General features: G+C 57.9%; 9 protein-coding genes. 1 reads left to right on the plus strand and 8 read right to left on the minus strand.

Annotation, left to right across the window (positions count from 1 at the left end):
• Window positions 1-6 precede the first annotated feature (6 nt).
• The 6 genes from KXR87_RS14340 to KXR87_RS14365 form a co-directional block, all read right to left on the minus strand.
• Window positions 7-921: an XdhC family protein gene (locus KXR87_RS14340; protein WP_437432943.1), complete on the minus strand. Its 915-nt coding sequence runs from the start codon at window positions 919-921 to the stop codon at window positions 7-9.
• A 24-nt stretch (window positions 922-945) separates the two neighbouring features.
• A complete protein-coding gene (gene paoC, locus KXR87_RS14345) occupies window positions 946-3144 on the minus strand; it encodes an aldehyde oxidoreductase molybdenum-binding subunit PaoC (protein WP_437432914.1) in 2199 nt (732 codons plus the stop codon).
• A complete protein-coding gene (locus tag KXR87_RS14350; protein ID WP_437432915.1) occupies window positions 3134-4096 on the minus strand; it encodes an FAD binding domain-containing protein in 963 nt (320 codons plus the stop codon). The genes paoC and KXR87_RS14350 overlap by 11 nt, the downstream gene beginning before the upstream one ends.
• Window positions 4093-4683, minus strand: a complete 591-nt coding sequence (gene paoA / locus KXR87_RS14355; protein WP_437432916.1) for an aldehyde dehydrogenase iron-sulfur subunit PaoA — start codon at window positions 4681-4683, stop codon at window positions 4093-4095. The genes KXR87_RS14350 and paoA overlap by 4 nt, the downstream gene beginning before the upstream one ends.
• Before the next feature lie 234 nt (window positions 4684-4917).
• Window positions 4918-6915 (minus strand): TonB-dependent receptor domain-containing protein, encoded by a 1998-nt coding sequence (locus tag KXR87_RS14360; RefSeq protein ID WP_437432917.1) that lies wholly within the window; start codon window positions 6913-6915, stop codon window positions 4918-4920.
• Window positions 6916-7370: 455 nt separating this feature from the next.
• Complete coding sequence (locus KXR87_RS14365; RefSeq protein WP_437432918.1) at window positions 7371-8150, minus strand: acetoin reductase; 780 nt, start codon at window positions 8148-8150, stop codon at window positions 7371-7373.
• Between the two features lie 213 nt (window positions 8151-8363).
• Here KXR87_RS14365 and KXR87_RS14370 point away from each other — a divergent pair, with 213 nt between their 5' ends.
• On the plus strand, window positions 8364-11081 hold the full coding sequence (locus KXR87_RS14370; protein ID WP_437432919.1) for a LuxR C-terminal-related transcriptional regulator: 2718 nt from the start codon (window positions 8364-8366) through the stop codon (window positions 11079-11081).
• An 88-nt stretch (window positions 11082-11169) separates the two neighbouring features.
• Here KXR87_RS14370 and KXR87_RS14375 read toward each other — a convergent pair whose 3' ends face one another.
• The gene (locus tag KXR87_RS14375) at window positions 11170-11853 is read right to left on the minus strand and encodes a transporter substrate-binding domain-containing protein (protein WP_437432920.1); all 684 of its coding nucleotides are present in this window, start codon (window positions 11851-11853) and stop codon (window positions 11170-11172) included.
• A gap of 64 nt (window positions 11854-11917) precedes the next feature.
• Window positions 11918-13144 (minus strand): MFS transporter, encoded by a 1227-nt coding sequence (locus tag KXR87_RS14380; protein ID WP_437432921.1) that lies wholly within the window; start codon window positions 13142-13144, stop codon window positions 11918-11920.
• Between the last annotated feature and the right edge of the window lie 41 nt (window positions 13145-13185).

A 13185-nucleotide genomic window follows, 5' to 3' on the forward strand; every position in this document is an offset into this window, starting at 1 on the left:
CACTCTTCATGTCGGGCTCTGGCGCACGGCGGCAATCTGCGCCAGTATGGAGAGGGCCAGCGAGTGCGCATCGCGAGCTTTTGGGAAGATCCCGACAGGGGCATGGATACGCGCAATATCTGCGTCAGACCAACCCAGTTGCTGGAGTTTCCTGGTGCGTTTTTCGTGAGTGCGCGCGCTACCTAACGCGCCGATGTAAAACGGCGCGGCTGCCAGCGCCTGTTGCAGGATCTGTAGCTCATACCCGCTGTCGTGATAGAGCAGAATGACAGCCGTATCACGGTCAATGAGGCCGCTGAGGTTAAGCGGGTTGATTCCCGCCAGCGTCAGAACCTCATAACCTGCCGCCTGGGCCAGGGCAGCGGTTGCCTGCTCCTCAAGCGCACCGCCAGCCACTACCACCCGAACCTGGGGTCGGTAGCATACCGAATAGCTGCCATCCTCCTGCCCCAAAGTGACGCTCTCAGAGGCATGCGCTAACTGGCGCGATGTCGCATTGTAACGCAGAGTGGCGCTCTGGCGCTGCGCCAGCGCATTGAGGACCGACAGTAAGGGTTTCGCAGAGCGAAGCTTATGGATGGCAAGGGTAATACCTCCCCCGCAGGGGAGGACAATATCAAACCAGGGCGAGCCCTGACCGTAATCAATCAGCCGATCCTGACCCGTGCGGATGACCTCCAGCGCTTCAAATGCCGCAGCATTCTCAACACATCCACCCGAAACATAGCCACAATAGTGACCATCCTCGCGCACGGCCATCTGCGCGCCAACAGGTCGGGCCGCGCCACCACGTATCCCGACCAGGGTGACGAGGGCCGCCTCCATGCCTGCCGCCAGCGCCTCGGCGGCAAAGCGTAATACCGTTTCGCTGTTATCCGTCAGCCGGGCCCGTACGGGGGTGATAACCGGCGGTTCGGTCATGAAGTGTGTGGACACGCGCCCTCCTTACCCGGCATCCGGAAGCTTCTCCAGCAGCTTATCGAGCCTGATGGGATAATCCCTTACTCTTACGCCGGTTGCGTTATAAATGGCATTGGCGATAGCCGCGCTGACGCCGCAGAGTCCCAGTTCTCCCACCCCTTTCGCTTTCATGGGTGACGAGACGGGGTCGGTGTCATCAAGGAAAATTACCTCCTGGCGCGGAACGTCGGCGTGAACCGGCACTTCATAGGTGGCCATGTCGTGATTGACGAAATAGCCACGCCCGGTGTCCACCGTTAACTCTTCCATCAGCGCCGCCCCAAGCCCCATGGTCATAGCCCCGATGACCTGGCTGCGGGCCGTTTTCGGGTTCAGGATCCTTCCGGCGGCGCACACCGCCAGCATACGACGCACCCGCACTTCCCCTGAAGCGCTGTCGACCGCCACTTCAACAAAGTGTCCGGCAAAGGTGGACTGCTGAAACTGTTTATCCAGCGTGCCAAATTCTATCGTATCTTCGGCGGTCAGCGGGCCGTCCACGGTTGCCTCGGTGAGCGCCACACTGCGCGTTCCATCGTGAATTTGCCCATCGCTAAATTCCGCTAACGCCGGGTCAAACCCGGTTTTATGCGCAATGGATTCACGCAGTTTTACGCATGCCGCATAGACGCCAGAGGTGGACGTATTGGCCCCCCACTGGCCACCGGAACCGGCGGAGACCGGGTAATCAGAATCCCCCAGCCGGACCACCACGTTCTTCAGCGGCACTCCCAGCATTTCAGCGGCCGTCTGGGCAATAATGGTGTAACTGCCGGTGCCGATATCGGTCATATCCGTCTCGACGGTCACCACGCCCTGTGCATCCAGGTGCACTCTGGCACCTGAAGGGCCCACCAGATTGTCGCGGAAACCGGCAGCCATGCCCATGCCGATTAACCAGCGCCCCTCGCGGACCTGCGCGGGCCGAGGATGGCGCTGCGCCCAACCGAAACGTTCCGCACCGGTACGCAGACAGGCGATCAACTGACGCCGGGAGAAAAAGCGTTCCGGGTGCGCCGGATCCACCTGAGTATCATTCAGCACACGAAATTCAACCGGATCGATCCCGGCCTTTTCAGCCAGTTCATCAATGGCGATTTCGAGCGTCATCAGCCCTGGCGCCTCGCCCGGCGCGCGCATGGAATTCCCCTCAGGCAGATCAAGGGTTGCCAGACGCAATCCGGTATGACGGTTGGCACCGGCATAGAGGAAGCGGGTCTGATTTACCGCTGTCTCCGGCGCGCCGCCTGGCAGATTGCCCGACCAGCTGAGGTGCTGTATGGCGGTGATATGCCCCTGCTCATCGGCACCCAGGCGGATGTGCTGCAGGGTTGCCGGGCGATGGGTGGTGTTATTGGGAATAAAGGGTCTTGGCAGCATCACTTTGACCGGGCGGTTAACCGCCCGCGCGCCCAGCGCGGCCAGTAAGGCATCACTGCGCAAGAAGAGTTTGCCGCCAAAGCCGCCACCAATAAAGGGCGAGATGATACGCACATTGTCGGCAGCGATGTTCAGCGTTTTCGCCAGCTCATTTTTCCACCAGTTAATCATCTGGCTGGAGGTCCATACCGTTAACTTATCCCCCTCCCAGGCGGCCATAGAGGCATGGGGCTCCATTGCCATGTGGCTTTGATCGGGGGTGGTATACCAGGCATCCAGCGTCACGGATGCCTCAGCGAAAGCGCGTTCAACATCGCCGGTCATGTTATCCGGCGTATCTTCCGGCGGCTCGGTGACAGCGGTTTTTTCTTGCGCGAGATGGTAATGGCCCGCTTCCGGGGCATAGTCCACCTTGACCAGCCCGGCGGCCGCACGCGCCTCTTCAAAACTGTTTGCCACCACCAGCGCGATGGCCTGGTGGTAATGTTCAATCTCAGGGCCGCCCAGCAGCGCGGCGGCGTTCATCTCTCCCTTACCGAGCGCACCTGCAGTGGCATGGGTAATGACGGCCAGCACACCGGGTGCCGCTTCTGCCGCCTGTACATCAAGAGAGGTGATGCGTCCTTTGGCAATGCCGGAGCCGACCACGTGTCCGTAGGCTACCCCCGGCAGCGTGTCGTGCCATTCGTAAGCATAGGTGGCGGTTCCGGTAGTTTTCAGGGGGCCATCAATACGATTGACGGGTTGACTGATCACTCTGAGTTTATCAATGGGGTTCGTCCCGGCAGGTTTTTCAAATTTCATCGTTAGCCCTCCCTTGCGCGATAACAGAGGCAAGCGTGCGTTTTGCCAGCGTGAGTTTAAACGCGTTGTCGGCGGTGGGTGTTGCGGTGGCAAACAGGTGGTCATAAACCGGCAGCGCCCCCTGCGACACGGCGTTATCCGCCTCTTCGAGCCGCCAGGGTTTGTGGGCGACACCGCCCAGCGCCACGCGCCCGTTGCCGTCGGGCTGGATGATGGCAGCCACGGACACCAGCGCAAACGCGTAGGAGGCGCGATCGCGCACTTTTCGGTATATATGCACGCCGCCGGTGGCAGGAGGAAGCGTCACCCCGGTGACGAGTTCCCCAGGCTCAAGCACATTTTCAAGGTGCGGCGTGTCGGCAGGTGCCCGGTAAAATTCAGCCAGGGGGATACGGCGCTCCTCCCCGCCCGGAGTGACGGTCTCTACCACGGCATCCAGTAGCCGCATTGCGACCGCCATATCGCTCGGATGCGTTGCAATGCAGGCCTCACTCGCCCCCACTACCGCATGCTGGCGACTAAAACCCGTCAGCGCGGCGCACCCGCTACCGGGCCGACGCTTATTACAGGGCTGATTCGTATCGTAAAAATAGGGACAGCGGGTACGCTGCAACAGATTACCTGCGGTCGTCGCGCGGTTACGCAGCTGACCCGATGCCCCCGCCAGTAGCGCACGTGCAAGGACGGCGTAGTCGCGGCGCACCACCGGATGCGCCGCAAGATCGGTATTGCGCACCAGTGCGCCGATGCGCAACCCTCCCTCCTCTGTGGCCGAGATGCTATCGAGTCCCAGTCCGTTTACATCAATGAGATGAACCGGAGTTTCGATTTCAAGCTTCATCAAGTCGAGCAGGTTGGTCCCGCCAGCGATGAACTTTGCCCCAGGCGTACGCTGTGCACTGGCGGCTGCCGCGGCGGCAGTCGTGGCGCGCTCATAGGTAAAAGCCTTCATGATTCGCCCCCCTCCGCTACCTCTTCAATTGCAGCCAGAATGTTGGCATACGCGCCGCAGCGGCAGAGATTTCCGCTCATACGCTCGCGCACCTCTTCAGGCGTTCGTCGGGGCGGTGACACCAGATCGTGCGTGACGTGACTAGGAATGCCCGCTTCAATTTCCTGCAACATCGCCACCGAGGAGCAAATTTGTCCAGGCGTACAGTAGCCGCACTGGTATCCGTCATGCTCGATAAACGCCGCCTGCATGGGGTGAAGATTATCCGGCGTGCCGAGACCTTCAATAGTGGTTATCTCCGCATCCTGATGCATCACGGCAAGGGTCAGACAACTGTTGATCCTGCGCCCATCCACAATGACGGTACAGGCCCCGCACTGACCGTGATCGCAGCCTTTTTTACTGCCGGTCAGATGAAGATTTTCCCGCAGGGCATCAAGTAAGGTGGTGCGGGTATCCACGTCAAGCTGATGCATCACGCCGTTCACCTTCAGCGAAAGCGGCAGGATGACAGGTGCGGGGGTAGTACTGACGGTGTTCTCACGCGCAGGTGACAACGCTGCCGGGGTTTCGCCTTGGTTGCTCATGCCAGGCCTCCAGTATGTTTTATTTATAGAAATCAGAAAAATTAACCGACGCTTTATGCGTTTTTTGAATAATGGTTAAGCATAGTCGCCAGGTGCGGCAGGATTATTCTTAAAAGGGAAACGGGCGAGGCGCATCCGGTGGGCGGGTTTGCTGGCATAAAAGGGACAGAGCGTCTCTCTTATCCAGGAGTAACAGGAGGAAAACGCCGGAGCGTGAGGGCTCCGGCTGGAGGATTAAAACTCGTAGCGCGCCCCTATATTGTAACGGCGTCCTTCCAGAATGGAGGTCTGGTTATAGGAGGTGACATGGAGCGGGTTAACATCGAACAGGTTATAGACGCCTCCCATCAGGGTGATGTCTTTGGTCAGATGGTAACGGGCACCTAAATCAACCAGCGCATAAGCTTCTGTTGAGTTAGCGGTTCCGAGATCCGGCGTATTGCTGCGCCAGCTGGCTTTAGTCCACAACTCCAGGGCTTGTGCCGCATTCCAGGTCAGCGAGACGTTAGCCATGCTGCTCGGGTACTCACTCAACGCATAGCCCTTATAAATGCCATTCTTCTGCTCGCTGTGAGTCCAGGTGTAGTTCGCATTCGCCTTCAGTGTGTCCGTTACCTGCCAGTCTCCGTTCAGCTCAAGTCCATAGATTTCTGCATCGCTGATGTTGAAATACTGGAACACCGTCTGCGCCACATAGCCATTGTACTGACAGGTCTGTGTCCCGGAGGCTGTGCAGATGGTTCTGTCGCTGATTTTGTTTTTAAACCGGGTGTAGAAGAGGGTCGCATCCAGCGCCAGTGCGTCCTGCTGCCAGTACAGGCCCACCTCGGTATTCACACTCTCTTCCGGTTTCAAATCGTCATTGCCGATGCCGATTTCTGAATAGGGATAGGCACCGTAAACGCTGGTGAATCCGGCGTTGTTCTCCCGTAAATCCGGTTTTTTATACCCTGCCGATACGCCCCCTTTCAGGGCCCAGCTTTCGTCGATAGTCCAGTTACCATAAAGCTTAGGGGTAACGTGGTAGCCAAAGTAGCTATCGTGATCCAGACGTGCAGAGGTGGTGAGCGTGAAGTCCGGCACCATCATCCACGCATCTTCTGCAAACAGCGCCCATCCGTCGCGGTGGATTTTACTGACCGGCGTAACCCCTGGCGCGATTTTGTCCTCAATGCCAAAGGTGTCATCAAGCGAATTTCGGGTGAAGTTTGCCCCCACCGTGAGTTTGTGATCGCCAAGGGTAAAGGTATTCGCGCTATTGGCTTCAACATTACGTTGTTCAATAAATTGCGAAGACATGCCGGGCACACGGTATTCGGTGCGGGCTTTTTCGTAGCTGATGAAGTTCCTCGCCTCCACCAGGTCATCGCCATACCAGGCATGTTGAGAAAGCGAGGCCGCCTCACGCTCAAACCCCCAGTACCACGCGCTGTCGTTATGCGTTTTCTCCTGCAGTCCCCGTGATGCATTAAGCTCCCATAGCTGGGTGTCAACGGGAGACATCGACACGGTAGCATCCAGATTTCCGGCCTGGTGCTTAACAAAACGCTCGTCGTTCACGCTGTCGTCATCACGGCGATCGAGATAGTCAGCACCGACGCTGATCCCAAGCTTACCGGGGATAACCGGCCCCATGACAAAAGCATTGGTCTGATTCGTGTTGCCGTATTCGCTCTTCTCCTGAAGGAAGTAGTTGTCCTCCAGCACGCCGGTCCATCTCTCAAGGTTGAACGCCTTTTTGGTGATAACGTTAACCACGCCGCCAATGGAGTCGGATCCATAGAGCGAGGACATCGGCCCACGGATAACCTCAATGCGCTCAATGGCGGCGAGCGGCGGCATAAAGTTCGCCTCCGACCCGATGTGATGACCGTAAGGACGGGATTCGCGGGTGCCTTGTTTAATACCGTTCACCATGTACGCGGTGTAGGTTGACCCCATGCCGCGCATCTGCACATCCCCTGACGCCAGGCTACCGTTTCCACTGCCCGTCAGCACACCGGGCATTTCGTGCAGTGCCTCCGTAACATTCTGATTCGAGCGGGTGTTCAGCGCTTTTTCGTCAACCACGGATATGGTGGCAGGTGCTTCGCGCCGTTCCTGGCTAAAGCCGGTGGCCGTCACCACCAGCTCATCTTCATTTTTTGTCTCGTTATCTGCGGCCAAAACAGCAGCGGGAAGGTGTGCGAGGGCGAGCGTCATCGCCACGGCTATGCGTGTCTGGGTAATCACTGAAGCGTCCTTAACGTGGGTTTAAAGTGGGGCGTAAAGGCGGTTAATGTTGACAGTCTCCACCTGCATCGCGGCTTTGCGTGAAGGTTCCAACCAAAAGGTAACGCGCGCTCTGCTTCTCACCGGTTGTGAAGACATGTCATTTTTCTTTACAGTTGTTTACGTGTCGCAAATGGTAATCAATCTTAATATCATTTGCAATTGTGATGTATGCGACTTGTGCAGCGCTTATTATTTTTGCGGATGACCGCAGACGTGCCCTGGTTATCTGCTCGCGGCGCGTTTCAAAAGACGGGAGAGCGAGTAAGGCGTGTAGGTATCACGTCGCGTTGAGGTAGGGGAAGTGAGTTGCGGGGCGAAAATAGCAAGCGGCTGTGGCCGCTCGCTATGGGTTCTGGCATCAAGAGGGAATAAACGTCTTTAAAAGGATGCCTGTTGTCGCCTGCGGGTTGCGGTTAGCGGTAGACAATCCCACCGTCAATGAGAATAGCCTGGCCGGTTACGTAGTCTGAATCAGGGCCCGCCAGGTAAGAGACCAGACTTGCGACGTCGTCCGGGGTTTCTGCACGGCCCAGCGCAATACCTTCCACGTATTTTTTGTACGTTTCTCCGACTGGCGCACCTGTAATCTCGGCAAAGCGCTGGTCAATTTCGGTCCACATGCCGGTGCCAACAATCCCCGGGCAGTAGGCATTTACCGTGATCCCACGACTGGCATACTCTTTGGCAGCCGCCTGCGTCAGCGCGCGCACCGCGAACTTGGTCGCGGAGTAAATGCCCAGCATGGCGAAGCCGTCATGCCCGGCAATAGAACAGGCGTTAATAATTTTGCCTTTCTGTTTACGCTCTTCGAATTTTTTCGCAGCGGCCTGGATGCCCCAGAGGGTACCCTGCACGTTAATGCGCATAATGTTGTCCACTTCCTGCGGCGTAACATCCGAAAGAGGCTGCACCTGCGCAATACCCGCATTGTTAACGATAATGTCAAAACCACCCAGTTCACGCTCGGCGCGGGCGACGGCTTCATAAACCTGTTCGCGATCGGAAATATCAGCCACAAAGGTGGCAGCCTTGCGCCCCAGCGCGCGCACTTCAGACGCCACGGTTTCCAGAGCTTCTGCGTTCATATCCACCAGCATGACTGACGCGCCATCTTTTGCCAGACGCAATGCGATACCGCGCCCAATCCCCTGCCCGGCACCTGTCACCAACGCGACTTTATTTTCAATTGTCATACTTTCTTCACCTCATCCTGACTGAAAACGCTGCATTTACCACAGCAGATATGCAGTTACAGTACCGCCAGCAAGCCAGGGTGGCCTACCCCCTCTGATGGGGGGGATCCTGCACAACGGGCGGTTATCCGGGCACAACGCTGGTGACGATGCGGCTCCTTCGGTACACTCAGGGAAAAGAAACATTAACGAGGTCGCGGTTGCATGGCGTTTATGCCCCCCCAAGGTCACCTCCCTGAAGAGAACGTAAACGACACCCCCTTTCGCTTTGCGCATAAACTGCCGCTGATCCTGACCAAGCTGACACCGCCCCGCACGCCGGGGGCGTTATTACAGCGGGATCGCTTACTGGCGCAGCTCAAAAAGGGTTCGGCTGCCACCCTGACGCTGGTCTGCGCTGGCGCAGGCTTTGGCAAAACGACGCTGCTGGCCCAGTGGTATCGCACCCGTCAGGCCCAGGGAGACGCCCTGGCCTGGCTCAGTCTGGAAGAGGACGACAACGATCCCGCCCTCTTTATGCGTTACTTACTTCGCGCGCTGCGTCCGCTTTACGCGGGGCTGGATACCCTCTCTGCCCGCCCAGAAGGTGATGAACCGGCCAGGGACAGTGCGCCCGGTCTGGCGGAGCTGACCAATGCCCTCCATGCCTGCCCACATCCGCTGTACCTGATCCTTGATGACTTTCACTGCATCCACGATCCCCATATTCATGAAGGCATACGCTGGCTGTTACACCACGCGCCAGCCTGCCTTCATTTGATTATGGGTAGTCGCACCCGGCTGCCATTCAGCCTGAGCCGCCTTCGGTTACAGGAACAGTACGTTGAGATAGATGACCAGGCGTTACGTTTTACCCTCACCGAGGCACAGCGCTACTTCGCCCCCTCGTTGACGACACAGGATATTCCTCAGCTGCATGTTCTTACCGAAGGCTGGGTGGCGGGCATGAAAATGGCTACTCTCGCGCCGCAGACTGGCGCCCGTCCACACCCGCTGACCGGAGAACTTCGTGCTGGCTCCCGCTTCATAGAGCGCTATCTGGATGAGGTGATTTTCTCGCCGCTTCCGCAGGCAGTGGTTGAGTTTCTGATGCTTACCTCAGTGCTGAACCGTCTGCACCCGGAATTATGTGACACTGTCACTAAATCAACGAACGGTGCGGCCATGCTGCACTGGATTGAACAGCATAATTTGTTTCTCAGCGCCCTGGATGAGAGCGGCCTCTGGTTTCGCTATCACCCTCTGATGCGTGACGCACTGCGAAAACGGCTACAACAACAAGGGAATGTGGATATTGGTCAGCTACACGAGCGGGCGGGAAACTGGTTTGCTGCTCAGCAGTTATGGGCGGAAGCCATACGTCACGCCCTGGCGGCCGGAAAATTGACCCTCCGCCATGCTGAAGCCGGCGCGCAGTCTCTTGCTGAAGAGGGTGACATTGACAGCCTGGTGCGCTGGACCCGTCATTTTCCCGCCACGCCCGATCCCTCCCGCGTTGAACTTCAGCTCAATCTGGCCTGGGCGCTGGCGCACCATTTTCATTTTGCCGATGCCCGTCAGTTGCTGGATGCCATTGATTCGCTGACCGCTGAACAACCAGAGGCGCCTGGTCACTCAACACGCATAAAGCAGCGTGTGGTGCGCGCTATCTGTGAAGCCTTTGCTGATAACATCACCGGCAGTATTGCACTTGTGGAGCCCCTACTGTCAGAGGTGCCCTGTGGCGATGTGTGGGTTGACGGGCTTGTCTGTAATATTCTCGCTTACTGCCATCTGGCGCTGGGACAGCCTCAGCGCGCCCTCGATGTTCAGCAACGTTTTCCCGTCGGACTGCAAAAAAATCGTAACCTGTTTATTGAGGTCTACCGGGCATTTGTGCTGTCGCTCGCCTGGTTCCGTCAGGGGAATCTGAATGAAGCTGAGCGTCAGGCTACACAGGCGCTGCAGCAGGCTGAACAGCAGACTGGCCCGCACTCAAGCAGCGGAGCGACGCTGGTCCCGGTGCTGGCCGCCATTGCGCTGGAGCGAGGCGACGGGCAGTACGCCCATTCGCTTCTGACACCGCGCCTGGAGATGATTGATGAGGTTTGCCCTGCCGATGGCGTTACACTCTGTTACCTGACGCTGGCACGCTGGGAACGCCTGAACGGACGCGATGATAAAGCGCAGCAGTTACTCCGCCATGCCGAACGACTGGCACTGCAACGTGGCTGGTGGCGCGCACGGCTGGCGCTGATTGCCGGTAGCGTGACGTTGTCACCTGTCCCTGGCGATATCCTGCGGGTGAAACAGACTATGGGGGAACTATCATCTCTCGCTCGCGATAAGCAAAATCGTGTTGCAGACTGGTGTCGCGCTGTGACACAAAGCCATCTGCTGCTGCTCGATAACGCCCCGCTCTGCGCCGCCGCCACGCTTGAACCCCTGGTTGCGGAGCAGGAGGCCTGCACAGAATGGCACTTCGCGCTGCGCACGCGCTTACTACAGGCGGTCGCGCTCTGGCGCGCGGGTGAGGTCGAACGTGCCGCGCTGACCTGTCAACCGGCGCTTTTAAAGATCAAGGAACATCAAATGTTGCAGTGCCTGCGTGATGCCGGGCCGGATCTGCTTGCCCTGCTTGTCCGGATGCGTGAGAGCAGGCGTTTTTCAACCCTGGTGGCGGAGCTTGAGACGCTGCCGGGGAGTCCGGTGACTCCTGAAACCGGCGCGCCACGGCTCACGGAGCGCGAGCAGCAGACGCTACGTTTGATCGCGAATGGCGACTCCAATAAAGCTATCGCCCGCACTCTCGGCATTTCAGTAGAAACAGTGAAGTGGCATCTCAAGCAGCTCTACGAAAAACTCGGCGTGAGCGGGCGCATCCAGGCAGTGAATCAGGCGAGGAAGTTAAAAATGTTGACCGCGCCTGATGAGGTCAGTCATGCCGGATGACGCCTCTCAACCCTCGCTTTTTTGATACAGGCCGCCGGTTACCGGCTGTTCACTGCACTGACCCGCAGGTTGAAAGTAGCGGTCGCACTCACCTTTGCATAAGGTGCTCATCCAGCAGCGCCTTCAGTTCACCATCCTGCTGCCACCGGGCAAGGAGTGAAATAAGCGAGGCAAAATAGCGCGAGTCATTTTTCGCCACACATATCGCCTGCCGGATACCGGTGAAATCGTCCGGCAGCACCCGAAAATCGGGGTTTTCCCGCGCGGTTTTTTCCAGCGGCTGACGGATGCCTGCCGCCATCTCACCCGCGCCGTCGAGAAAGGCATCAATTGCCGTCCGGGAGGAGGCATGTCGTATGAGAGTGGCAGCATGAATTTCACGGGTCAGCCACAGGTCATAGGCCGCATTCTTGCCCACATTGATGACCACACCGGGTTTATCCATCTCGGCCACGCTTTGCCAGTTACTGTTCTGCCTGACCAGTAGCGTGCCCTGAATGGTGATATAGGGGGAGGTAAAGCGCAACACGGCTTCGCGCTTCGGATCAACAGCCAGGAAAGCAATATCCCAGACCCCCTTTCCCGCATCCTCGACCACCTCTCCTGCGGCAGGATAGGTCACAAATTCTGGCTTACGCCTAAGGCTTGCGGCGATTCTGTTGGCCAGTGCAACGGTGATGCCACCAGGTTGTCCGTGTTCATTAACGTTTGCGAGTACGCCATTACCGAGATTAATGGCAAAGCGTAAAGGTGCGGCTGCAATATCTGTCATCGGGATAGCCTTACGACGTGAAGGATAAAATTATCCTTACTGAGGATAGCAGCATGCAGGCACCTTAACTCTCCAGGCGCTGGCGATGACGCAGACCGGGGAACCATTTCATCCACAGTGCGACCACGATAAGCGTGCCAATACCGCCAATGGCGGCGGCGGGTACGGCCCCCAGCCAGGCGGCGAGCATTCCGGACTCAAACTCGCCCAGTTGGTTTGAGGTATTGATAAAGATAGCGTTCACCGCATTAACACGCCCGCGCATCTCGTCCGGGGTATCGAGCTGCACCAGGGAGCCACGGATAACCATACTCACCATGTCACAGCCTCCCAGCGCAAAGAGTGCCAACAACGAGAGCCACATCCAGCTTGAGAGGGCAAAAACAAGGGTTGCCACGCCAAAGCCCGCCACGCTCATGAACATAATGATCCCCACGTTGCGTCTGAGCGCCCGGTGACTCAGCCAGAAACCAACCAGGAGCGCGCCAACTGCCGGGGCACTGCGCAGCAGTCCCAGTCCGAAGGGCCCGGTATGCAGCACGTCATGGGCAAATATCGGCAGCAACGCGGTGGCACCGCCAAGCAGTACGGCAAAGAGATCCAGCGAAATCACCCCGAGCACGTCCGGGCGTTTACGAATAAAATCAACGCCTGCAAACAGTGAGGTCAGGGTTGGCGGCGTGCGCGGCGGCAGCTTCTGTTCATAGCGCAGGGTCAGTACCAGCAGCAGTGAGACCAGATATAAGCCAGCGGTGACGGTGTACACCACATCCGCACCGGCGGCGTAAAGAAAGCCGCCCAGCGCCGGGCCAACAATCTGTGCGGCCTGGCCTGAAACGGCATTCGCTGCCGTCGCACGCGGTAAAATCGAAGCAGGCACCAGCGCGGGCAGCATGGAGATCATCGCCGGAGACTCGATGGTCCTGGCGCAGGAGATAATAAAGATAAGCAGTAATATTACCCCGACGCTGGCATCCCCCTGCCAGGTAAGCCATGCCAGAAACGCGATGGCGATCCATTCACACACCTGCCCGCACATTACGACCCGGCGGCGGTCAAACTGGTCGGCAATGTGCCCGGCGGGGAGTGCCAGCATGAACGAGGGCAGGAACTGCACCAGGCCTATCATCCCCAGCCAGAAAGCGCTATGGGTCTGGGAGTAAATTTGCCAGCCCACGATTATCGAGAGCATCTGAAAGCCAAAGCTTGAACTGGTACGTGCCAGCCAGAACGCCACAAACGAACGATGTTGCAACAAACTGCCGTCACGTGCTGATAAAACCGGAGCCATAAACCTGTCCCATTCATGTAAAAAACGGCCCGGGCTTGTCG

The organism is Yokenella regensburgei, assembly GCF_051486985.1.
Taxonomy (GTDB): Bacteria; Pseudomonadota; Gammaproteobacteria; order Enterobacterales; family Enterobacteriaceae; genus CBFFRJ01.